This is a genomic window from Leptolyngbya subtilissima AS-A7 (assembly GCF_039962255.1).
GTDB lineage: Bacteria > Cyanobacteriota > Cyanobacteriia > Phormidesmidales > Phormidesmidaceae > Nodosilinea.
In genome coordinates, this window is record NZ_JAMPKY010000006.1 from 142836 (window position 1) to 166094 (window position 23259).

The window sequence follows — 23259 nt, forward strand, 5'->3', positions numbered from 1 at the left end:
CTAGACCTTATTGCTGCCCAGCCATCAGTGGCGTAGTACCGATGCAGATTCTATCTATCAACAGCGGTCGGCCCGAAACCATAACCATTGGGCAACGGGTCGCTACCACAGGCATCTTTAAGACACCGATCGCAGGGCAGGTGCACGTCAGTACCCAAGGGCTGGTGGGAGATACGATAGCCGATACAGCCCACCACGGGGGCGTAGACCAGGCCGTTTATCTCTACAGCGCCGAAGACTACGCTTGGTGGGAGGCTGAGCTACAGCGCCCGATTCCCTTTGGTACTTTTGGTGAAAACCTCACACTCTCAAGCTTTGGGCCTCAACCACTCCGGGCTGGCGATCGCATCGCGATCAACGCCGTCTTGCTTGAAGTCACCTTCCCGCGCATTCCATGCTCCACCCTCGCAGCCCGGATGAGTGACGCCACTTTCGTCCAGCAGTTTATCCAGGCCCGGCGACCGGGAGCCTACACCCGAGTGTTATCAACCGGCGATCTACAGGTAAACGATCCAGTCACCATGGAGTATGCTTCCCCCGGCTTTCCGACCCTAACAGAACTATCTGACCTGTGGCATGACAGGGATCGCCACCCCGATCTGCTTCGCAAAGGGCTCAACGCCCCGATTGCAGAACGGTTCAAAGCAATCTTTCAGCAGTGGCTAGAGCGGGGCTCAACGCCTTCTGATTCTGTGGCACATGAGGACTAAACCCCAGTCGCGTCATTGGGCCCGCTCAAACCTGCTCGTCTACTTTTGAGCGATATCCGATTCAGCGGCGGGCTCTTCAGGAACCGGGTCGTAGCCGCCGGGATGAAAGGGGTGACAGCGCGTAATCCGTCGAGCCGCTAGCCAGCTCCCCTTCGCCGGGCCAAACCGCTCGATCGCCGTCAGCGCGTACTGAGAGCAGGTCGGGTTAAACCGACAAGTGGGCGGAAACAGCGGCGACAGCAGCCGTCGATAGCCATGGATGAGGAGCAGCAAAACTTGCTTCATAGCCCCATTTTAGCGAGCTTGGGTGCAGGGTTCACGGTGCAAGGTACAGAGCCGAAGAGGGACCTTATACCCAAAACCTTGAACCCTTACACCCTCTAATAATCCAACATCAGCGTGTTGTAGTCTTGCGGAGCCTGGCGGCTGTTGCGTTCGGGCAAATACACGTTGGTGCTAGGGGCAAAGTTTAGCCCTTGGGGCCTGGGGGCAGCAGCAGGCTGGGTGGGCTGGCGCAGAGTGGTGGCTTTGGCGTCGAGCCCTGCGGTTGCCTGCTCAATCTCAGCGAGGCGATCGCACAGCTGCTGACGGCGACCGTCGATATATTCCAGCTCCTGCTCAAGACGCGTCTTCTCAACGGTGAGCTTGTACATATCGAGATACTGGGCGGCCTCAGTGGCCGGGCGCGGCATCGTGCTGATCTTAGGAAAACTTCGGCGGGGGGCGCGTTTGATGCTCATAAGCTATCCGAGGGCTGACCTAGAGTTCACAGCATTAGCTTGCCCACCTAGGCAAACGAATTCCCAGCGGCGCACGATTTGTAGCAATGGGTCACGCTTGGGCTAGCACGTGGGCTAGGGCGTAGACCACATTTACACCCACGTTATCGCCTTCTTTATTGGTGGCGGCAGCGATGGTGGCGGAGCGACCGGCTAGGGCCGAAAAGTGAAAAGCTGCGATCGAATAGCCTGGCCCGCCACCGTTGTGCCCCGCGACTCGACCATAGGGCGATGCGGTATCCACAAACAGTCCTAGCCCGCAGCCCACATTTTGCAGGGGTGAGTACGGCCCCAAGCTGTGAACCGGCTGAGCCATCTGCTCTACCAGCGTTGGGTCGAGAATATGACCTGTGATTAGGGCATGCATCATCTTGGCCAGCTCTGCTGCCGTAGACACCACTACTCCATGGGAAACCCAGCCGGGATGGTAGCGCTGCGACATATCCTCAAGCTCATCGCCAAATATAGACGTATAGCCTGGCGTCAGGCCCGTGACATCGTCTAGCGAAGCGGCGACAAAGGTCTGCTTCAAGCCCAAGGGCGCAAAGAATAGCTCGTCTAAATAGCCCTGCATAGATTGCCCTGTGACCTTCTCTAGCAGCAGCTTGAGCGCTAAATAGCCAATGTTGGAATAGGACCAGCCCTGGCCAGGGTCAAACAGCAATCCTCGACTAGAGGCCACCTCAAGAAAGGCCTCGGGCGACCAGGGAGCACTAGGGGTTGCTTTTACCGCCTCGTTGTAGGCCGGCAGACCACCGTAATCGGGCAAGCCGCTGCTATGGCTGAGAATCTGACGCAGGGTAATGGGCGTTGCGACTAGAAAATCTAACCAATAATCTTGAATAGGTGTGTCCAGACTAAGGCATCCTTCGCTAACTTGGTGCAGAACCGCCGCCGCAATGAGCGATTTAGTCACACTGTAGATATAGAAGCTGGCGTCGGTGGAGAGCGGTATCGTCTGGCTCAGGTCTTGATGCCCTACGCCCATAGCGAGCGAGGGCTTGCCTTCTATACGAATGGCGATCGCCGCCCCCAGCATTTGAGCCTGAGTCAGCGTTTGGTCAACCGCTTCTTTAAGCGCCACTTGCATGCCTTGATCCATACAATTCAAGCTCGATACTTTGACAGACTTCTCGAATGGTTTGCCGCAGCCACAGATTGGCCGCATCGCGATCGCTGAGTTTGCTCCAAGCCATCGAGATTACCCAGTGGGGCACATCAAGGGGGAGTTCAAAGACCTGTAGGGGATAGTACTGGAGAAAGTGCTGTTCTAGGCAGGAGGGAATGGCTGCAAGGAGATCAGAGGTGGCGATCGCCGTTGGTAATGCCAACCAGTAGGGCACCGTCAGCGCAACGCGCCGCTGTAGACCTTGCTCAGCCAGAATTTGGTCAACAATACCGACGGCATCCCGCCGCAGCGTAAAGAGCGCGTGGGGAAATGCAACAAAATTCTCTAGGCTAACTTTGTCATTTTCAAGGGCGGGATGATTTAATCGACAGACTCCAAGGAATCGCTCCATTAGCAGGTTTTCTTCAAGAACATGGCTGGGCAAATCTGCAAACGTTCCCAGTGCCAAGTCGATGATTTCACCTTCAATTAACTCTACAAATGACTCTTTTTCGACAGTAATCAAGCGTAGACCAATGTGCGGTGCTTGTTGCTTAAATGCGACTAGTATTTTTGGCAAAATCAAGTTGGCAAAATAGTCAGATGTAGCGAAGGTAAATACCCGTTGCGAACTGAGCGGGGTGAAGGAGTGCGGTTCTGCCAAGGTGGCTCGAATGGTATCTAGGGCTGCGGTGATCTGGGGGGCGATCGCATTAGCCTTGGCGGTAGGCCGCATTTCTCGCCCTACCCGCACGAACAGGTCGTCATCAAAGAGCGATCGCAATCTGCCCAAGCTTGCGCTCATAGCAGGTTGCCCTACATGAAGGCTTTTGAGCCGCTGCTGTAACGCTTTTCGAATCATACAGCGCCTCAAAAGCCACCAATAGGTTGAGGTCGATAGCCCCTAGCTCAATCATTTTGGTTGATGGATTGCATCTTAACTATCAATTTGATTTATTTTAATCCTGCCTCTATCGTGGGCGTAAGGCGTAAAGAAAGCAAACCATGAGTGATATAGAATCTCAAAATTTGGCAATTGCTCATCGATTTGTCGCCCAATTTCTGGGGAAAGGCGATCTGAGCATCGCAGCGGAACTACTCGATGAAAACGTGCAGGTGACTACTGGCTTGAAGCCCAGCGGCCCCATCAATGGTATTGAAGAATACACACAGGTGTTTTCTGATTTCTACGCGGCCTTTCCCGATGTGGAACCCCTAACTATTGAAGACGGTTTTGCGGCAGGCGATCGCGTAGTAGTGCGCTTCAAGTCATTTCAGCAGCATGTGAAAGACTATTTTGGCATTCCCAAGAGCGATCGCGTCATTACCTTTCACGAAACTCACGTTATGCGCATTCTCAAAGGCAAGATTGTGGGAAACATTGTCAGCGCTACGAACTTAGAATTTGAAATGCTGATGGCTCCTGTGTTAGCGCCTTTGATTCTTAACTAACCGTTTAGAGAATGTCATGACATCTTCTATGAAGTCAGCAGCTACCTAAATTAAAAACTGCTCAACTTTGTCGGATAGGATACATGACTATTTGTTGGTTATGCGCCAACATAACTTAACGATATCTAATGCCCGAACTGTATTCTGTTCTGCGCTATAGCTATGGCCCTTCCAGATCTCTATGCCAACACACCCGTTGAGCTAGTTTCAGCTCAATCTCTAGCGACTTTTCCAATCAATACGTTTTTAGAAAACCTGGCGATCGCCCCAAATGGCGATATCTTTGTCACTAGCCACGAAGCCGGAGAAATTTTTAAGCTCGACACCCATCACAACCTCACTCAATATGCCAAGCTTGACGGCAAAGTCACGGGCATTGTTATCACCGGGTCAGACAACCTTTTGGTCAACGGATGGACTGCGGAGGGTGTGCCATTGATTGCAACGCTAGCGCAAGGAACGGTTCAGTCGTTGCAAACTGTTCCTGAGGGCGCTTTTCTCAATGGCATTACAGCCATCGCACCCGACTTGTACCTCATGGCCGATTCCTACCGAGGAGCAATTTGGCTCTTTGAATTAGCAACTAAGGCCGTTAAAGTTTGGCTAGAGCACCCGCTATTGGCCCGTAGCGACAGCGATGATCCCTTCCCAGCCGCCAACGGGTTGAAGCGATTTGGAAACGATTTATATGTATCTAACACGCAGCAAAAGCTGCTGCTGCGCATTCCCCTAAACAACAATTTGGCACCCCAAGAGCCCAAAATTTTTGTGTCGGACACTAATATTGATGATTTTGCCTTTGATGCCCACGGCAATCTCTATGGGGCAACCCATGTCTACAACAGCGTGCTGCGCATCAAGCCCGATGGCCAAACGACAATTATCGCTCAATCTGAGCAGGGGGTCACTGGCTGCACCGCTGTAGCCTTTCACGGCACAGATTTGTACGTTGTCAACAATGGAGGCATGTTTTTACCGCTACCAGGGGGCGTTGAGCCGGCCCAAATCGTACGGCTTGAGGTGGGCATTACCGGCGCACCCCACTTGGAAGCCACACCATGATTAGTGACCTTCCCGTAACGGTGGATGTAATGCAAAGCGTCAGACCCGGCAAAGACCGTGAGTTTGAGACTTTATTAGAGAAAATTATCGGCACCGCCAGCACCTTTGAAGGTTATTTAGGCTCCTCGGTCTTTCGACCTAATGAACAAAACCCGTCGGAATATCGCATCATTTTCAAGTTTGATCGGCTAGAAAATTTGAAGCGTTGGGAAAACTCCACCGCTCGTCAAAAGTTTTTGAGCGTAGCCAAAGAACTCACAGTTGATGATGGCACATTCTCAATTATTACTGGCTTAGAAACCTGGTTTACGCTGCCTGCGAAACCAGGTGTGAAACCTCCCGCCCGTTACAAGATGGTTCTAGTTTCTGGAGTGGCCATTTTTGCCATCAACCGGGTGCTGGTGTTGCTGCCTACAGCCTGGTTAGCACCATTTCCGCCGTTGGTGCAGTTACTAATTTTAGTGTTTATTACAACGGCGCTAATGACCTATGTAGTCATGCCTAGGCTGACCAAGTTACTAGCTAGTTGGCTCTATCCCCAGCTTTAGTTACCCACTCAAACCAGGAGAAAAGTTATGGCAAAGTTGTGCGTCATTGTAGGTATGGGTGAAGGCAACGGCATGGCGATCGCCCGCAAGTTTGCTAGTCAAGGCTTTGCGATCGCTATGGTCGCCCGTAACGAAGCCAAGCTGAAAGCCTACCAAGCCACCTTTGAAACCGAGGGTATCACCTCCCACTATTTCTTAGCCGATGCAGGGGATGAGGCCGCCCTAACGGCTGCGTTTGCCGCTATTCAAACCCAGTCGGGCACGCCAGAAGTGCTAATCTACAACGCCGCGGTGCCCCGCATGGAAAGCGTATTGCAGACCAGATACGACACCTTGGTCAACGACTTTAAAGCCAATGTAGCGGGGGCGATCGCCTGCGTTCAAGCTATCCTGCCCGCGATGCAGACTGAGCAAAAAGGCACGCTGCTGTTCACGGGCGGCGGGTTTGTCCTCTACCCCGACCCCAACTTTGTCTCTCTTTCCTTAGGCAAAGCGGGCATTCGGGTGCTGGCCAGTACGCTCCACGCTGCACTGAAGGATTCGCCAATTAAAGTCGGTACTGTCACCATCTGCGGCACAGTCAACGGCGATGACCCCAAGTACAGCAGCGACCTGATTGCTGAAGAATACTGGAAGCTCCACATTGCTGAAAATGGGGAATACGAAACGATCTATTGATCTAACATCTAGCCCATCCACTACCCCAGGTATTGGGGTGGTGGATGGGCTAGATCTGAATTTGTGGCGGCGGTCGCAGCCACCTTAACTAGCCTAAAGCTGGCCAAAGCCCTTCTTTTTCTTATGAGCTTTTTGCTTCTTATTGCTGGGGGCACGAAACCCTGGCTGAGGCCCGCCGCCCATGCCCGGTAGCCCCGGCATTCCACCGCCCATACCCGGCATACCGCCACCCATGCCGGGCATACCACCCATACCAGGGAAGCCACCGCCCCGACCCATCTGCTGCATCATAGTGCGCATTTTAGTAAAGTCGCTGACCAGCTTGCCCACGTCTTTTTCTTGATGGCCCGAGCCTTTGGCAATGCGGCGGCGGCGGCTGGGTGAGCTAGAGAGCAAGTTGGGCTGCTTGCGCTCCTGGGTGGTCATGGAGTTGATCATGGCTTCGCAGCGCTTGAGCTGAGCCTCGCCCTGTTCTAGCATGTCTCCAGTAATCTGCTTGCCCATACCTGGGATCAGCTTCATGATGCCGCCCAAGGAGCCCATGCTCTTCATAAAGCGCATCTGCTTGAGAAAGTCGTCGAAGTCAAACTCGGCTTCGAGAATTTTCTGCGTCAGCTTTTCGGCATCGGCAATGTCAACGGCTTCCTGAGCTTTTTCGACCAGAGTAAGCACATCGCCCATGCCCAAAATGCGGGAGGCCATGCGATCGGGGTAGAAGGGTTGCAGAGCCTCTACCTTTTCGCCCACACCAATGAACTTGATCGGCTGGCCCGAAATTTGCCGCACCGACAGGGCCGCACCACCGCGGGCATCGCCATCCATTTTGGTGAGAATGGCCCCGGTAATGCCAATCTCGTCGTGGAAAGTGCGGGTGAGGTTAGCAGCTTCCTGGCCGGTCATGGCATCGACTACCAGCAGCACTTCGTCGGGGTGAATGGCAGTTTTGATGTCGGCCAGTTCGGCCATCATTTTGGGGTCGATCTGCAAACGACCGGCGGTGTCGACAATGACAGTGTCAACGCCATCGGCTTTGGCTTTCTCAATGCCCTGGCGAGCGATATCCACTGGGTTGGCGTCGGTGCCCAGCTCAAACACGGGCACGTCGATCTGCTTGCCGAGGGTGACCAGCTGATCGATCGCCGCAGGGCGATAAACGTCGGTGGCGACCAGTAGGGTGCTGCGGTTTTCTTTGCGCAGGTGCAGGGCCAGCTTGGCAGTAGCAGTGGTTTTACCCGTACCCTGAAGGCCCGCCATCAGCACCACGGTGGGCTTAGTCGGAGAGTCGGCCAGAGGGGCGTTGGTGTCGCCCATGAGCCGGATGAGTTCGTCGTTCACCACTTTGATGAACTGCTGGTCGGGGCTTACCCCTTTGACCACCTCAATGCCCAAGGCGTTTTCTTTGACCTGGGCGATAAAGTCTTTGATCACCTGGAGGTTGACATCGGCCTCTAGCAGGGCACGGCGCACCTCGCGCAGGGCGCTGTCGATGTTGGACTCGCTGATTTTGTCCTGGCCACGCAGGCTTTTCCAGGCAGACTCAAGGCGATCGGACAGGGCTTCAAACATGGTTTAACGAAGAGAATAATCCTGGGGCGGAAATTCTATTCTAAGGGGTGAAGGTCCTAACCAGGAGCGCAGCTCGCCCAGCTGGGAATGACGCGCCGCGATTGGGTACCATAAACATAAACGCAAAACTCAGTCCAGGTGAGCTGACACAAATACTAGGCTGGTGTTGCGTCACAAGGGTAGGGTTTATCCCATCTCTAAAAACTCCTAGGATTCCGCAAAGATGTCAGGGCTGCTGCGGAATTCTTCTGGGTTGCTTTGTAAGACTTTTGAAGGGTACATCAAGAGCAACTATGGCAAACGAATCGTCTCGCTGCATCGATACTGATCGAATAGTTGCCCCTGAGGGGGGACTACTGATAGATATTTCGTATAGTCTGGGCGATCGCGATGAATGCGGCCAGGAGGGTGAGACCCCTGATCAAATGATGGCTCAACCAACCTTGCCCTGGCTAGAGCTGATTCAGAACTACAGCCACTTTGCCATGGCGGTGGTGGATGTAGCTACGACGATCGGCACCCCCACCCCAGCCTATCCGGTGCTGTTTGCCAACCGATACTTTTGCCGGCTGACGGGCATTTGTTCTGAGGGGAGGCACCTCGACCTCAGCTTTTTTGACCGGCTCTCAGCAGCGGATCAAAAGGGGTTGCGGGAGCAGTTTCGACGGAATTTTTTAAATGCGGTGCTGCGCTATGCCTATGGGTCAGACGACTTAGTTTCACAGCGGCTGCTCGACGAGCCGCTGGTAGTGTCGCTGGCCGACTCTGAAACCGGCGAAACCCGCCAGATTGAGCTCCGGCTGCGCACGGCAACGGGGGGCTTGCAGATAACGGCGATCGCCCCCGAGCTTCAGGCTTGCCTGGCAGACTGCTGGCCTGTGGCCCCCAGCCGCGAGCAGGTAACCAGCCAGCTGCTCGGCCAAGAACCCGCCTTTAGACAGCTGATTGCGGCCCTCAAACCAGGCCAGTACAGCGCTAGCGGCCAGATTTTGATCGAGGGCATCGACGTCACCGAGCAGGAGACCTCCAAGGCGCTGATTGAACTGCTGGTGGGTCACGAGTCAGTGCTGGGAACACGCCGCTTTGAGCAGGCCAACGAGCTGATGAAGCAGCTGTTTAGCGCTACCGACAGCTTTTTGCTGAGCGCCGAAAATAGCCAGGCCCAGCTCTTTACTCAGCTCAACCAGCCCGAGTGGCAGACTGCCAACTACGCGATCGCAGAGTTGCAGGGATCAGTCTTTTTGCGGGCAACCGATCGCCGTGAGGTGGTCAATGTGTCCGACCTCAGCCTCGAGTGCACTACGGCCTGCGAGGCCGCGATGCTAAATCAGGGGGTGCGATCGCTGCTGCTGATCCCGCTAGTGATGCGCACCGCCCGGCTGGGCGACAGCACGGCCCAGATGGTGGGCCTTGTCGGCCTCACCAGCCCTAGGCCCTACGCCTTCGACCAAGCCGATTGCAGCCGCGCCACCACGCTGATTCCAGCGCTGACGGCGGCTATGCGCCATAGTGTGCAAGACCGCTTCACCAACATTCACCCCTCAGTGCGGTGGCGGTTTGAGCAAGAGGCCGAGCGCCTGAGCCTGGGGCTGCCCCCCGCCCAGATTGTCTTTGAGAATGTCTACCCGCTCTACGGCATCTCTGATATTCGCGGCTCATCTGATGAGCGCAACCGGACGATTCAAAAAGATCTGCTAACCCAGTTTCGCCTCGCCCTGGCGGTGGTGGAAGCAGCGGGCCGGGCCGTCAACAATGCCCTGGTGGGGCAGCTGGCCCTCGATCTGGCCGACCACATTGCTTGGCTGGAGAAAGGGGTAACGGTCGATTCTGAGGTGACGCTGCTGCGCTATCTGCAAGGGGAAGTAGAGGTGCATTTTGCCTATTTTGCCCAACACAGCCCCGAGGCCGAAGCCGCGATCGCTCAGTACAAAGCCGCCATTGACGCCAACCACGGCTGCGTCTACGCCGCCCGCGCCCTGTATGACGAAACCATTGGCCACATCAACGGGCTGCTGCGCGATACCTGGACCCAGTGGCAGCAGTCGATGCAGGCGATTACCCCCCACTACTGCGATCTAGAGGCCACCGACGGCATTGACCACATGATCTACACTGGTCGGGCCATCGACCCTAATTTCACCGAGTTTCAGCTCAAGTCACTGCGCTATGAGCAGCTGCGGGCGGTGTGCGACTGCGCTCGCAAGGGGTTTTTGCTCAAGGCCGCCTACGACACCGACATGACCATTACCCACCTGGTGCTGGTGCAGGGCTACACGGTGGATATCGTCCACGACGAATCGACTGAACGCCTGTTTGATGTGCGGGGCACCCGCGACACTCGCTACGAAATCGTCAAAAAGCGCATTGACAAGGCCCGCGATGCGGAAAAGGGCGATCGCATTACCCAGCCCGGCATGCTGACGGTGGTCTATTCGACCAGCGAAGAGTGGCAGGAGTATGAGCGCTACCTGCGCTACCTGCACCGCGAAGGCATTGTGGCAGGCGACATTGAGCAGGGCACGGTAGAACCGCTCCAGGGAGTTAGCGGCCTCAAGTTTGCTCGGGTAAGGGTGAACCCTGAGTAGGGGCAGCTGCCGTAGAAATAGGCCCCAAAAGGGACCGGGTGCCTGAGAATCGTCCATTCACGCGTTGGACAACTCAACAGGCACCCGGTTCCTATCAGTCTTGATCTAGCGGCTGCGTTGCAGACCGGGAGGTAGGCCACGGTCACTGTCAGCCTGGCGTTGAAGGCCGCGGGGCAGGCCGCGATCGCCATCGACCTGGCGTTGCAGACCCGGAGGTAAATTCTGCTCCTCTGAGGCGGTGGTGACTACAGCAGTCTCAGACTCAGGGGTCTCAACTTCAAGCGGTTCGACGAGAACGGCCTCGACAGTTTCGAGCGTGACCTCGGAGGTTTCTACCGTCACGGCAGGGGATTCTACCTGGGGTACCACCTCTTGCACTGCAGATGCGCTGGGCTGAGGACGCTGCCCTTGGTCTTGTCCAGGGCGGGCGTCTGCGGCGGTGGCGGCTAGGGCAGCGGTGGCCAAAATGCTGAGGGTAGCTAGGGCAAGTTGCGATCGCAGGCTCATGATGGTCATCCTTGGGTCAACAACGAGGGAGCAGCACGCCCAATTCCGTGTGAGCCGCTGCCTTTATGTATCCAAGGTAACCGTGGGGGGTCGAACCCCTCATCTGTGGATACACCCATCTCCGTCGCAGAGGGGATAAACCGAGTCGTAGCGCGCCTGACGCTTACCAAACAGCTCGTAGCGGCGATCGCGCACCACGGCGTAGATCGAGTCGCCCACCGCCTTGGCTCCAGGCAGCGCTCGATAGGCTTGGATAAAGGGGTTGCTCAGGGGCAGCAAACGGCCAATTTCTTCGGCGGCATCACTGCCCTGCCAGCGGCGCTCAGGGGCCTGCTTGTCAATCACAATCATGCCGGCTTCGCAGTCTTGGGAACTAATGCCGTAGAGAGCCAAAGTAGCCTCGTCCTGCATGGGCACGTACTGAAACTGGGTGCCCTGATCGAGCGACTCCAGCAGTTGCACTAGACTGACGCAGAGGTTACAGTTACCGTCATAAATCACACAGTACATAGTAGTATTGCTGCTGATGGGTCGCCTTATTATCTTAGCCATCCGCTGATTGAGTTTCAGCTGTGGGGTAGATTAGCTCGCACTGCTTTCTTCCTGAAATCGACGCTATATCTTGTCTTATCTCTTTGGGATAGCCGTTGGCCCTTAAGTAGGGGTTTAAGCTCTCTGAGGCGTCCACTTCAGAGCACCGACGAGATCGGGCAGCACGCTAACGCATGACCCACGGCCTAGGGTTGCGGGCAACGCCCTAGCCGGTGCATTTACCTCAGCAAAAACTAATGGTTGTGAAAAGACTGATCGATGGACGGTTTCAGTTCATTCGAGTTGTCAGTACTAAGGCCTACACCAAGACCTACCTGATGACCGATCATGGCGATCCGGCAAAGGCGAAGTGCATTGTTAAGCATTTGCAGCTGCCCTCTCACAACACCATTACCCTAAAATTTCTCAACGATTTGCTGGCCAAGCGGGTTAACCTGCTCAAGCGCATGGGCGATCACGAAGCGATCGCCAAAAACCTCTCTACGGTTCAGGAGGGGCAAGACTTTTACTGGGTGCGCGACTATGTTGCAGGCCATTCTCTCATGGCTGAACTGGCTGAAGGCAAACCCAGATCAGAGGCCGAGGTACTGCGCTTTTTAGTCGAGAGCCTGGAAATTTTAGACCTGATCCAACGCCACGGCATTGCCCACCAAAATCTGCACCCCAACAACCTGATTCGGCACCGCGATCGCGGCCACCTGGTGCTGGTAGATTTTGGCCTGATTCAGGATGCGGGCACTCCAGAGCCGAGCTTGGACAACGGCAACTCCGCAACTCTCACCGCCGAGTCAGCCTACTTGCCCCAGGTCAAACACCGCCAGTACACCCGCTTTGCTACCGACCACTTTGCCTTGGGCATGATTGCCATGCAGATGGCCACGGGCCTGTCTAACGAGGCAATTCCTCGCCTTAACCAGGATGATTTCTTAGCCCAGATCAAGCTCCAACTTGACGAGTGCTCAACCCTGGGCAACCCCCTCAAAGACATTCTGACCAAAATGGTGTCGCCTCAGCCCGAGACGCAGTATCACCAGGCCAAAGACGTTTTGCTGGACCTAGCCGAGCGAGTGGGCCCCGCTGCCCCAGCGGCTGCAGCCGAGCCCACTAGCCCCCCGCCCCCGGAGAACGGCGCTGTGGATTCAGAACGGTTAGCGTCAATGCCGACTCCGGCTTCCCGTTCCGCCCGCCTTAACCGTCGCCCCAAGGTCTGGCTGGGCGCGGGGATCGCGATCGCCCTGCTGACGGTGGCGGGGGTGTTTTTGCTACGCATTCCCCAACGCATGACGGTCAATGGCTTACTGCAGCAGGCCGAGGCCGCTAAGCAGGTGGGGCAAAAGAATGACTCGCTCAACTACCTCAACCAGGCTATCAATCTAAAGCCCGACCATGGCAAGGCCCTAGCCCAGCGCTCTACGCTGCTGTGGGAAAATGGGCAGTCGGAGGAGGCCCTGCAAGACCTGACCAATGCCATTCAGAACGACCCCGACACGGCCGCCTGGTACTTTCAGCGGGGCAACCTGCGCTTTCACCTAGGAGATTTGCAGGGGGCGATCGCCGACTACGGCGATGCCCTAGAGCGCGAAACCACCTACGTTGACGCCCATATCAACCGGGGCAATGCCCGGGCCGAGCTGGGGGACGAAGAGGGAGCCCTGCAAGACTACACCGCCGCCATCAACCTGGCCAAGGATCCGGAAAGCAAGGCCGATGCCTACCTCAATCGGTGCCTATCGCTTTCCAATTTGGCAGACCACGCCGCTGCCCTCAACGACTGCACCGAGGCCGTCAACCTGCGCCCCAACAACAGCCTGGCCTACGAAAACCGAGGGCTAGTCAAGCGGCGCCTCAACGATTTTCAGGGGGCGATTCAAGACTTTACGATCGCAATTCAGATCAATGCGGGCAGCCCGGAGCCTTACTACAATCGCGGTTTGACGCGCCAAGATCTGGGCGACTACGCTGGAGCCATGGCCGATTTCAATCAAACGATTCAGCTCAATCCCGATCATCCCTTTGCCCATTACGACCGAGGGTTGCTCCATGCGGAGCTGGGGGATATTGAGAGCGCGATCGCTGATTTAGAAACCGTAGCTAGCGCCTGTCTCGACGTCAGCCGCCTGGGCTGCTTTGACGACGCCAAATATCAGCTAGAAAAGCTCCGAGCTATTCAGGGAGAAGAACCCTAGCTGCCGCGCATCTGCCGCCGCCCGCTGCCCGACCGTTTTTTACCTTGAACGTAGCTGCTAGCAACCGTATCCGCGTTAACCTCAGCAGCCTCTACGGGAGCTAACGGGGCAGCAGCCGTCTGCGGAGACAGCGCCACATAGCTCAGTCCACCCACGCCACCAACTAAAACAGCAGCCAACACTACAGAGAAACGATGCCACATGATGGTATTCCAAATCTGGACAGTTACCTCTTCTCTGTGGCCGAAAAAAATCCAGCTGTTTCTGATGTAGCAAAAGTGACAAGTTGGTGAACTATTGAGCGGGTTCTTAAAGATTGAGTACAAATACTGCTCAGCCCACTTTGGCAGTTGACGACCCTAAGTACGGTTGTTAACCTAGCCGCCTTTTGCTGTGCACTGTATACAGAAGCGTTCTTTATAGTGAGAACTATCGACGATGAAACCCAAGGCTCTGCGCCAGCAGGCCACAGCCCTGGCAATATGCCCATCCCAGCAGTTAGGAGCGATCCATGTACAACCTGAAGGCGGTGATTATTGGAGCCGGCATTGGTGGATTGACCACGGGCATCGCCATGCGGCAGGCAGGGTACCAGGTTGAAATTTACGATCGCGCCCAAGAACTGCGACCCGCCGGTGCCGGTATCTCGCTCTGGTCGAACGGAGTCAAGGTGCTCAACCGCTTAGGGCTGGGGGAAAAGCTCGCTGCCATTGGCGGCGAGATGAACGCTATGGAGTACCGCAGCCACACCGATGAATCCCTGAGCTACGTCGATCTGCGCCCCCTGTTTGAGCGGGTGGGCCAGCGCCCCTACCCCGTAGCCCGTACCGATCTGCAAACCATGCTGCTCGAAGCCTTTGGCCCCGAGGATGTGCACTTGGGCATGCTCTGCACCGGCGTTGAGCAAGATGAGCACAGCGCCACCGCCGTTTTTGAGACTGGGGAGCGGGCGAGCGGCGACCTGGTAGTGGGGGCCGACGGCATTCATTCAGCGGTGCGGACCCATGTGGTAGGACAGGTCGATCGCCGCTATGCCCGCTACGTCAACTGGAATGGCCTGGTCAAGGCTGACCCTGAACTGTGCGACCCAAACCTGTGGGTGCTCTACGTGGGCGATAGCAAGCGCGCCTCGATGATGCCGGTGGGGGGCGATCGCTTTTACTTTTTCTTTGGGGCACCGATGGCTGAGGGCACCCAGGTTGAGCCCACCTACCGCCAGGATGAACTGTCAAAAATCTTTCAGGGCTGGCCCGAGCCGGTGCAAAAGCTCATTCAAGCCCTTGACCCAGAGCAGACCAATCGCCTAGAGATTGGCGACATCGACCCGCTAGATTGCTTAGTGAAAGGACGCATTGCCCTGGTAGGCGACTCAGCCCACGCCACCACCCCCACCTTGGGCCAGGGCGGCTGTCAGGCGATCGAAGATGCCGAAGTGCTGACCCGCTACCTGCACACCACCAACATTGGCGTGGCCGACGCCCTCAAGCGCTATGAGACGGCCCGCAAAGACCGCACCGCCGAGCTAGTGCTCAAGGCCCGCAAGCGCACCAGCATCATCTACGGCTATGTACCCAAGGCCACCCAGCAGTGGTACAGCGACCTCAAGCAAGAGCCGCCCGAGGCCGTCATTGACGCCCTGGCCAAGGTGATTTTAGCTGGCCCCATGGGCTAGCAAGCGCGTATTGGAACTAGCGGATTGTGAGTCTTCTCAGCGCCATCAGGATTCTGCTAGCAGAATAATCATGTCCTGGGGCTGAAACTCAACGGGCTGATCCTTAGGGGGATTGAGCACGACTCCGTAGGATTGGGCTAGGTTTTTGGCACTGGCTTTACGCCGATATCCAATGGCTGATTCTCCCCGCTGTCTAGCAGCTTCTACCACGGTATAAAAATTGACGGGGCGATCGCTAGTTACATAGTGACCAGCCGGTTTGAGGTAAATTTCTGACCCTTCTGGGCTAAAGAGATCGGTCAAGACCGCATTAATATTTTTTTGTTCTGCAACCTGCGCCAGCATGAGGCTAATGAGCTGCTCACTAATGACGAAATCATCTGGGCGGGCGACCTGCGCCAGGGTTTGATTGCGAACATCTAAAAATTCGGTGACGATCTGGCAATCGTGGTGATGGCGATCGCAAATATCCCGCAAATGCAGAAGCGTTACCAGCGTATGGGCATCGGCTTGATCGGCATTAAGGGCCGAATTACACAGCACAACGGCATGGTTATACTGCGTTAAATTGAGATTTTCTAGCACATCGCGATCGGTAGGATCCCCTTGCTGATAGCTGACCGTTTGTCGTTGAAGGCGCAGCGTTATCTCCGACAAATTCGCCTCTGCGGCGGGGAACTCTGCAACAACCATGACGCTTGAACCGGGAGCCACGTATTGATCTAAAAGTTGAATAATGGTCTCGGTGCGGTCATTCCAGCCCAAAATTAGGGTGTGCTCGGCTGCGGCTGGGGTGAGCTCAGCTAACTGAATAGCTTGATGATCAATTGGAGCATCGGCTGATTGATTTAAGTAAGTTGTATCGTCATCTTCACTAATAACAATCAAGCGCTCTGAAGTCTGCAAGCGCCGCTCACTGGGAGGGTTGAGTTGAATATCACCATCGACATTTTGAATGCCAATTACGACTGAGTTGTTGTAGGCCAAAAGTGCCTCACCATAGGTCTTGCCATATAGTGCAGGCTCTTCTCGAAAGTAAATTTCATCGCCGCTGAAGTTCAACAAATCGATGTAAACCGTTGACAACCCCGACTGTCGACAGGTCTGCACAACAATGCGCGAAATTAAGTCGTTACTAAGCAAAGGCTCTATATCGTCATGGGCAATTAGCTTAAGAACATCCAGGGTTTTTGGGTTTTGTACCTGGGCGACTAGGTGATAGGGCTGGGGATGCGATCTAGGAATCGTAGTAATCGCTAACAATGTTTTGACTAACTGCGCATCTCCGTGGTCTACGGTTGGGTTCAAGATCACAATAGAACGCGCCGTTTGAATATTTACAATGCCCAGATCGGCCATATTGCTGGGGCTGCCGGTGCGGCATACTAGACGAATCCGAGGTAATTTCCCCAGCACTTCAGCTAGGGCCATTTCCATCTCAATTTTGTCTTTGTCGCTGAGGATCACAATGCAGGTGTCTGAGCGGTTGGCATTAGCCAGCGATAACTCTGAAATGAGGGTAAAAATTTGCAGCGACCAACCCAAAATCACAATGTGGTCGGTTTCGATGACGCGCGATCGCCCTTTGCGCAGGTCTTCTAGCTTGGCATCAATGCCGCTGCTGAGCAGACCAATGAGCGTGCTGACGACAAAGATGCCGCCAAAAGTGACAAACAGCATAAGCAGGCGAAACCCCCAGCCTGTGTCGCCCCCCACTGCGCCTGAGTCAAGGGTCCGCATCAACACGCCCCACAGGGCTTCGGGAAGATTGAGGCGATCGCTGCCCTCTGGTGCAAGCCCCGAGAGGCTCACCAAAATCGCCATCAGCACAATAAATACTAGGGATACCAACGCTAGGCCACTCACCAGCGCCACGGTCCCTCGGGCCATGAAGTTGTCAAACCTGTAGCGCAATCGGCCACCAAGCGTGCTGTTGTGCTGTTTGTTGCGAAGTGTTGAGCGGCGATGAACGGATTTTGACATAGAGGGGTTGGCTAACCAGTTGGCATTGAATGTTCTAAGACATTCAGAGTATGCAATAGTTTTCCCGGTTAATTATTGATTGCACCGCCCTGACTCAGTGTTTACAGATATATCTTGGGTGCAGAACGACGCTTCTCTAGCCAAAATTCATGAACTAAAACCGTCCATATTGCAAGAGGACGATTCAGACCAATAACAAAATTTAGCAATAGTAGATCAGCTTTGCTCATTTGCTGCCACAGATTGTTAACTACGTATCTAAATATGTTATTGAATGCTATGAAAAGCCAAGTTTGATTGGTCGATTTGATAACAGACAAGCTTTAAGCATTATCCTACTGAGGGCTAATACCACATCCGAATCACATAGCCCCGACTCCCAAGAAGCCAAACTGTAAGGGGCAAACTTTGAAGTTTCAAAACTTTATTCATCGGAATCATGATTAACTCTGAAATCAGAGGTATTACTAGCACTTTTGAGAGGCAAAACCGCCTGATTCCAAGGGTATTTCACACTTCGCTATAGAGCTTAAACCGCTACACCTGCTCGACTAGGTGGACAAGTCAGTCAACTCCAGCATTTCAGCTCAAGACCGAAATGTTTGAAATTCACGACCGAGCAATGGGCGCTTTGGTGGCCTAGGTCAGAGTCAAGGTCTCCCAAACAGATCGAGCTGTTCTGAAGGGTCATAAGCACCTGCCAAATCTTTTGATCGGCGGCGGGGCTTACTCGGCTGAGGCGCTTCACCCCGTAATCCTACGGCGATCGTGCTGTTGCGCTCAATTTCGCGCATCACATCGCGAGCCCGCTGGATGACAGAGGTGGGCAACCCCGCCAGCCGCCCTGCCTCAATGCCGTAGGATTTGTCGGCTCCGCCAGGCTGCACCTGGTGCAAAAAGATAATCTGGTCAGGCATTTCTTTGACCGTCACCTGGTAGTTGGCCACGTTGGGAATCAGCGCCGCCAGCTCGTTCAGCTCGTGGTAGTGGGTGGCGAAAATGGTGCGGGCTTCGATCTCAACTGCCAGGTGCTCAGCCACCGCCCAGGCGATGGAGAGGCCGTCGAAGGTAGCGGTGCCCCGGCCAATTTCGTCGAGCAGCACCAGGGACCTAGGCGTAGCGTGGTTCAAAATGTTCGCCGTCTCATTCATTTCCACCATGAAGGTGGATTGGCCGCTAGCCAGGTCGTCAACGGCACCGACGCGGGTGAAGATGCGATCGCACACCCCCAGCCGCGCCCCCTTGGCAGGCACAAAGCTGCCCATTTGCGCCATCAGCTGAATTAGCCCCACCTGGCGCAGATAGCAGCTCTTGCCGCTGGCGTTGGGGCCGGTAAGAATGATCAGATCTTGGGGATGGTCGGCGTCGCGATCGCTCGGGATCGTTCCCATGTAGTTGGAATTGGGCACAAAGAACCCAGCCGGGAGCAGCTGTTCGACCACGGGGTGGCGGCCCTCGGTGACGGCGATCGCCCGCGACTCATCCATCTCGGGACAGCAGTAGCCTTGGAAGATGGCCACTTCTGCCAAGCCGCACAGCACATCGGCGGCCGCTACTGCTGAGGCCACTTTGCGAATCAGTTCGACCTGCTCGCCCACCTGCTCGCGTAGCCGGTTGAAGATCTCGTACTCCAGGGCATTGATCTCAGACTCAATGTTGAAGACCCGCGTTTCCCGCTCCTTGAGTTCGGGGGTGATGTAGCGCTCTTCGTTGGTGAGGGTCTGCTTGCGGATGTAGTCGTCGGGAGCCTGGTCGGCGCGGGCGCGGGAAATGCTGATGTAGTAGCCAAAGGCTTTGTTAAAGCCAACTTTGAGCGTGGAGATGCCGGTACGCTGGCGCTCGGCGGGTTCTAGCTCCGCAATCCACTTTTGGTCGTCCACCGCTTGCTGGCGCAGGTCGTCGAGCTGGGTGTTGACGCCATCACGAATTAGGTGGCCTTCGGTGAGGTAGAGGGGTGGGGTCTCGACCAGGTGCGATCGCAGCGTTTGCCCCAGCTGCTCTAGCTCCGGCGGCACGTACTGCAAGGCTTGCAGGTAAGGCGAGGTCGCTTTTTCTGCCAAAGCTGCCAAGTCAGGCAGCCGCAAAAACGAATCCGCCAAGGCAACGAGATCCCTGGCGTTGGCGGTGCCAGATCCAGCTCGACCCGCTAGCCGTTCTAAGTCATAGATCTGCTTCAGCTTGTGCTGGAGCATCTGCCGCAGGTTGCCGTCCTGCAACAGTTCCACGATTGTGGACTGCCGCTGTTGGATGCCCTTCACGTCCAGCAGCGGTTGCAGTAGCCAACGGCGCAGGGTGCGCCCGCCCATGGCCGTAACGGTGCGATCGAGCGCCCACAGTAAAGAGCCGTTGTAGGTGCCATCCCGTGCCGTCTCGGTAATTTCTAGATTGCGGCGGGTCTGGTGATCGATCACCAAGTAGGCGGCTAGGGTGTAGGTGCAGAGGGGCTGAAGCGGAGCCTGCACGGTCTTCTGTGTCTCTTCGACGTAGTGCAGCAGGCCGCCCGCTGCCCGCACCGCCAGGGGCAAGTGGTCGCAGCCCAGCCCTTCTAGTGACCTGAGCCGAAACCGCTGGAGCAATCGCTGCCGCGCCTCGCTTTGGCTATAGGGACCTTGGGGCCGCAGGGTGTAGCAAAACTGACGCGGCAGGCAGTCCGGCAATTGGTCAGACTGATCTCCCGGACGCAGCATTGCCCCCAAGTTGGGCGCATCCACCGGAAAAAGCACCTCGGCGGGCTGAAGCCTGAGCAATTCCTGACAGAGCTGATCGAGGTCTTCCCCTTGGGTAGTGAGAAATTCTCCAGTGGAGACATCGGCATGGGCCATTCCCCAGTGGTGACCAGCCACCACTACAGAGGCCAAAAAGTTGTTTTGGCTGGCGCTCAGCATACCCTCTTCGATCACGGTGCCGGGGGTGATGACGCGGGTGACTTCGCGCTTGACCAATCCCTGAGCAACCGCCGGATCCTCAACTTGGTCGCAGATGGCGATCGCATAGCCCCGTTCAACCAGCAGCGTGCAGTAGCGATCGAGGGCGTGGTGGGGAATGCCCGCCAGCGGCACCCGGCCAATCTGCTTGCCCGCCTCTTTGCTAGTCAGCACCAGCTCTAGCTCGCGGGCGATCGCGATCGCATCTTGAAAAAAGGTTTCAAAAAAGTCGCCCACCCGGTACAGCACCAGGGCGTGGGGATACTGCTCCTTCATTTCCACGTAGTGGCGCATCATCGGCGTCAGGTCATCCCAATTTACCGAGTGGTGGTCGGCGTAGCGCACCGTGTGCTTGGCCAACCGCTCGGGAATGGGGGGCGGGCTATCAGCGGAGGGGGAAGAACCGGGCATGGATTGTGTCAGATGTTACGCACCGTTAAGCTTCGTTGCACGGTCCGTAAGGGGTACAGAGCCTATGTTAGTTTCGATATCGTTGCATATGTTATCGATGTTTAATAGAAGAGAGGTTGTTTCCGTGGCCCTGTCAGAAAACTTTGCTCCAGCCCTGACCGAAACCCGCGAAGACTTTTCCGAATACGTCGCCCATCTCCAGCTCCACATGACGCTCCAGGCCCGTAACCTGGTGCCTTCCCTCAGCAATACCGGCGATAGCCGCCACCACCTGCTGCACCAAACCCAGGCCGATATCGAGAAATTCGTCTCCCGCCAGGGGTTCTAGAGAACTCGTTTAGAGCAGTTGTTAAACCGGAATTCTGGGCTGTAGCCGCGTATTGAGGCCAGCCCAGGGTTCCGTTTTTTTGTAGGCCGCATTGCCCGGTTCAACCGCCTACCAACCTTCAGCTATGACCTGCCATCTCGCCCGCATCGATCGTTTTCCCGTCAAATCATTAGATGGGGTTTCGGTGTCTCAGGCCACGGTATTGGCCAGTGGGGCACTGGAGGGCGATCGCACCTACGCCATCTTCGACGCCCAAAACCGCCTAATCAACGGCAAGCGCAACGCCGCCATCCACCGTCTGCGCGCCACCTTTACCAAGAATGGCGAGGTGATTACGCTAGCGATCGAGGGGGATAACGCGTCAACCACGTTTCGGATGCAGGAGCAGGAATCGCAGCTCGAAGCCTGGCTGAGCGACTACTTTCAGCAGTCCGTTACCCTGCGAGAAAACCATAACCTGGGCTTTCCAGATGATACCAACGCCGCCGGACCAACCATCGTCAGCACAGCCACGCTAGCCGCCGTCGCTGCCTGGCACAACCTCACCCTTGAAGAAACCCGCCGCCGCTTTCGCACCAATTTAGAAATTGACGGTGTCCCCGCCTTCTGGGAAGACCAGCTCTTTAGCCCCGACTCAGCCCCTGTACGCTTTACGATCGGGAATGTGGTGCTAGAAGGCATCAACCCCTGCCAGCGCTGCATCGTCCCGACCCGCGACGCCCTAACTGGCAACGCCACCACCAACTTTCAAAAAACCTTCTCTCAACAGCGGGCCGCCACCCTGCCCGACTGGGCTCCCTCGTCACAGTTCAATCACTTCTATAAGCTAGCGGTCAACACCAACATCGTCGGCCAGGGCGGCCACACACTCAAGGTGGGGGATAGTGTTAGCTTGATTTAAGCGGCGTCCCTTGCCCAACGTTTTCCAGGGATAGCCATGCCCATGATTGCTAGCCCGGCCTCTGCCTACGTTCACATTCCCTTTTGCCGCCGTCGTTGCTTCTACTGCGACTTCCCTATCTCAGTGCTGGGCAATCAGCAGCGGGGCGAAACCTCCGGCACAGTCGAGAGCTACGTAGACCGGCTGTGCGAAGAGATTGCAGCGACTCCAAAGCTCAACGAGCACCCCTTACAGACCGTATTCTTCGGCGGCGGCACCCCTTCTTTGCTCTCCGTCCCCCAGCTCAAACAAATTCTCGCCCAGCTCGACCAGCACCTCGGCATTGACCCCACAGCCGAGATCTCCATGGAAATGGACCCTGGCACCTTTGATCTAGAGCATCTTCAGGGCTACCTAGCCGCAGGCATCACCCGCATCAGTCTCGGTGTGCAAGCGCTGGACGACACAACGTTGGAGAGCTGTGGCCGCTATCACCGCGTTGTTGATGTCTATCGCGCCGTGGACTGGTTACACCAAGTCGCCATGCCCAACTGGAGCCTAGATTTGATTTCGGGACTGCCCTATCAGACCCTAACTGATTGGGAAATTGGCTTGTCTAAGGCGGTAGCCCTCCACCCCCATCACCTATCAATCTACGATCTAACGGTGGAACCTCAGACAGTATTCGCCAAGCGCTACCAGCCGGGCGACCAGCCTCTGCCCACGGATGAGCAAACGGCGGCGATGTATCAACTCGCCCAAGCGTTTCTCACTGCCCAAGGCTACGAGCACTACGAAGTCTCTAACTACGCCCAGCCAGGCCACCAATGTCATCATAATTTGACCTACTGGCGCAATCAGCCCTACTACGGCTTTGGCCTCGGAGCGACCAGCTACACCCAGCTCCAGCGCGTTAGCCGTCCCCGCACCTTGGCGACCTATGGCGACTGGGTAAACGAGTTTCAGGCTGCTGAAGGAATCCACAGCGAACCTCCGACACCAACCCTGGAGCAACTGCTGGATCGGCTGATGTTGGGCTTGCGATTAAAGGAGGGGATCAGTGGGGATGAGCTGCGATCGCTCTGCGACCCCACCACTTGGGACACCCTGCGCTCAGCCCTCAACCTCCACATCGCTCAAGGCTGGGTAATTCTAGACGGCGATACCTGGGATACGCTTCAGCGCCTAAGCCTCAGCGATCCCGAAGGTTTTTTGTTCTCTAACGTTGTGCTCTCTGACTGCTTTCGTGCGATCGATGACTTGGTTGACAATTGAAGTTTTAGGGAGCTGAATCTGAGCCTTAACTTGCGAAGCAGCTTGCGAGATTA

21 protein-coding genes are annotated in these 23259 nt (G+C 55.8%); 11 read left to right on the forward strand and 10 right to left on the reverse strand.

The window, feature by feature from the left end:
- Positions 1-41: 41 nt before the first annotated feature.
- Positions 42-710 carry an MOSC domain-containing protein gene (locus NC979_RS14410; protein ID WP_190515115.1) on the forward strand — a complete coding sequence of 223 codons (669 nt, stop codon included), beginning with the start codon at positions 42-44 and terminating at the stop codon, positions 708-710.
- Positions 711-749: 39 nt separating this feature from the next.
- Here the strand turns inward: NC979_RS14410 and yidD are convergent, their stop codons facing one another.
- From yidD to NC979_RS14430, 4 genes are all read right to left on the reverse strand, one after another.
- A complete protein-coding gene (gene yidD, locus NC979_RS14415) occupies positions 750-995 on the reverse strand; it encodes a membrane protein insertion efficiency factor YidD (protein ID WP_190515117.1) in 246 nt (81 codons plus the stop codon).
- Between the two features lie 95 nt (positions 996-1090).
- Positions 1091-1450, reverse strand: a complete 360-nt coding sequence (locus NC979_RS14420; RefSeq protein WP_190515120.1) for a hypothetical protein — start codon at positions 1448-1450, stop codon at positions 1091-1093.
- Positions 1451-1541: 91 nt separating this feature from the next.
- A complete protein-coding gene (locus NC979_RS14425; RefSeq protein WP_190515123.1) occupies positions 1542-2591 on the reverse strand; it encodes a serine hydrolase domain-containing protein in 1050 nt (349 codons plus the stop codon).
- On the reverse strand, positions 2563-3402 hold the full coding sequence (locus NC979_RS14430) for a LysR substrate-binding domain-containing protein (RefSeq protein ID WP_242023854.1): 840 nt from the start codon (positions 3400-3402) through the stop codon (positions 2563-2565). Before NC979_RS14430 ends, NC979_RS14425 begins: the two co-directional genes overlap by 29 nt.
- A 200-nt stretch (positions 3403-3602) precedes the next feature.
- Between NC979_RS14430 and NC979_RS14435 the strand changes: the two genes are divergently transcribed.
- From NC979_RS14435 to NC979_RS14450, 4 genes are all read left to right on the forward strand, one after another.
- Positions 3603-4049, forward strand: a complete 447-nt coding sequence (locus NC979_RS14435; RefSeq protein ID WP_190515124.1) for an ester cyclase — start codon at positions 3603-3605, stop codon at positions 4047-4049.
- A gap of 162 nt (positions 4050-4211) precedes the next feature.
- Complete coding sequence (locus NC979_RS14440; RefSeq protein ID WP_190515127.1) at positions 4212-5111, forward strand: SMP-30/gluconolactonase/LRE family protein; 900 nt, start codon at positions 4212-4214, stop codon at positions 5109-5111.
- A complete protein-coding gene (locus tag NC979_RS14445) occupies positions 5108-5659 on the forward strand; it encodes an antibiotic biosynthesis monooxygenase (RefSeq protein WP_190515129.1) in 552 nt (183 codons plus the stop codon). The genes NC979_RS14440 and NC979_RS14445 overlap by 4 nt, the downstream gene beginning before the upstream one ends.
- Before the next feature lie 27 nt (positions 5660-5686).
- Positions 5687-6337: an SDR family NAD(P)-dependent oxidoreductase gene (locus NC979_RS14450; protein ID WP_190515132.1), complete on the forward strand. Its 651-nt coding sequence runs from the start codon at positions 5687-5689 to the stop codon at positions 6335-6337.
- A 93-nt stretch (positions 6338-6430) separates the two neighbouring features.
- On the opposite strand, the gene ffh is transcribed toward NC979_RS14450, so the two are convergent.
- Positions 6431-7903 (reverse strand): signal recognition particle protein, encoded by a 1473-nt coding sequence (gene ffh, locus NC979_RS14455; protein WP_190515134.1) that lies wholly within the window; start codon positions 7901-7903, stop codon positions 6431-6433.
- 293 nt (positions 7904-8196) lie between these two features.
- Between ffh and NC979_RS14460 the strand changes: the two genes are divergently transcribed.
- The gene (locus NC979_RS14460; protein ID WP_242023855.1) at positions 8197-10488 is read left to right on the forward strand and encodes a GAF domain-containing protein; all 2292 of its coding nucleotides are present in this window, start codon (positions 8197-8199) and stop codon (positions 10486-10488) included.
- Positions 10489-10593: 105 nt separating this feature from the next.
- Here the strand turns inward: NC979_RS14460 and NC979_RS14465 are convergent, their stop codons facing one another.
- Positions 10594-11004: a hypothetical protein gene (locus NC979_RS14465; RefSeq protein ID WP_190515137.1), complete on the reverse strand. Its 411-nt coding sequence runs from the start codon at positions 11002-11004 to the stop codon at positions 10594-10596.
- A 90-nt stretch (positions 11005-11094) separates the two neighbouring features.
- Entirely contained in the window at positions 11095-11505 is a 411-nt protein-coding gene (locus NC979_RS14470) for a thiol-disulfide oxidoreductase DCC family protein (RefSeq protein ID WP_190515139.1), read from the reverse strand.
- A 278-nt stretch (positions 11506-11783) separates the two neighbouring features.
- Between NC979_RS14470 and NC979_RS14475 the strand changes: the two genes are divergently transcribed.
- Entirely contained in the window at positions 11784-13733 is a 1950-nt protein-coding gene (locus NC979_RS14475; protein ID WP_190515141.1) for a tetratricopeptide repeat protein, read from the forward strand.
- Here the strand turns inward: NC979_RS14475 and NC979_RS14480 are convergent.
- Complete coding sequence (locus NC979_RS14480) at positions 13730-13936, reverse strand: hypothetical protein (protein ID WP_190515143.1); 207 nt, start codon at positions 13934-13936, stop codon at positions 13730-13732. The genes NC979_RS14475 and NC979_RS14480 overlap by 4 nt on opposite strands.
- 308 nt (positions 13937-14244) lie before the next feature.
- Between NC979_RS14480 and hpxO the strand changes: the two genes are divergently transcribed.
- The gene (hpxO, locus tag NC979_RS14485; RefSeq protein ID WP_190515145.1) at positions 14245-15405 is read left to right on the forward strand and encodes an FAD-dependent urate hydroxylase HpxO; all 1161 of its coding nucleotides are present in this window, start codon (positions 14245-14247) and stop codon (positions 15403-15405) included.
- 45 nt (positions 15406-15450) lie between these two features.
- On the opposite strand, the gene NC979_RS14490 is transcribed toward hpxO, so the two are convergent.
- Positions 15451-17295: a CASTOR/POLLUX-related putative ion channel gene (locus NC979_RS14490; RefSeq protein ID WP_199308659.1), complete on the reverse strand. Its 1845-nt coding sequence runs from the start codon at positions 17293-17295 to the stop codon at positions 15451-15453.
- A gap of 743 nt (positions 17296-18038) precedes the next feature.
- Positions 18039-20723 (reverse strand): DNA mismatch repair protein MutS, encoded by a 2685-nt coding sequence (gene mutS, locus NC979_RS14495; RefSeq protein WP_190515149.1) that lies wholly within the window; start codon positions 20721-20723, stop codon positions 18039-18041.
- Between the two features lie 124 nt (positions 20724-20847).
- Here mutS and NC979_RS14500 point away from each other — a divergent pair, with 124 nt between their 5' ends.
- The 3 genes from NC979_RS14500 to hemW all read left to right on the forward strand — a co-directional run bounded on the left by NC979_RS14500 (position 20848) and on the right by hemW (position 23206).
- Positions 20848-21051: a hypothetical protein gene (locus NC979_RS14500; protein ID WP_313887081.1), complete on the forward strand. Its 204-nt coding sequence runs from the start codon at positions 20848-20850 to the stop codon at positions 21049-21051.
- A 124-nt stretch (positions 21052-21175) separates the two neighbouring features.
- A complete protein-coding gene (locus NC979_RS14505; RefSeq protein WP_190515153.1) occupies positions 21176-21952 on the forward strand; it encodes an MOSC domain-containing protein in 777 nt (258 codons plus the stop codon).
- A gap of 36 nt (positions 21953-21988) precedes the next feature.
- Positions 21989-23206 (forward strand): radical SAM family heme chaperone HemW, encoded by a 1218-nt coding sequence (gene hemW / locus NC979_RS14510; protein ID WP_431191068.1) that lies wholly within the window; start codon positions 21989-21991, stop codon positions 23204-23206.
- Positions 23207-23259: the final 53 nt, after the last annotated feature.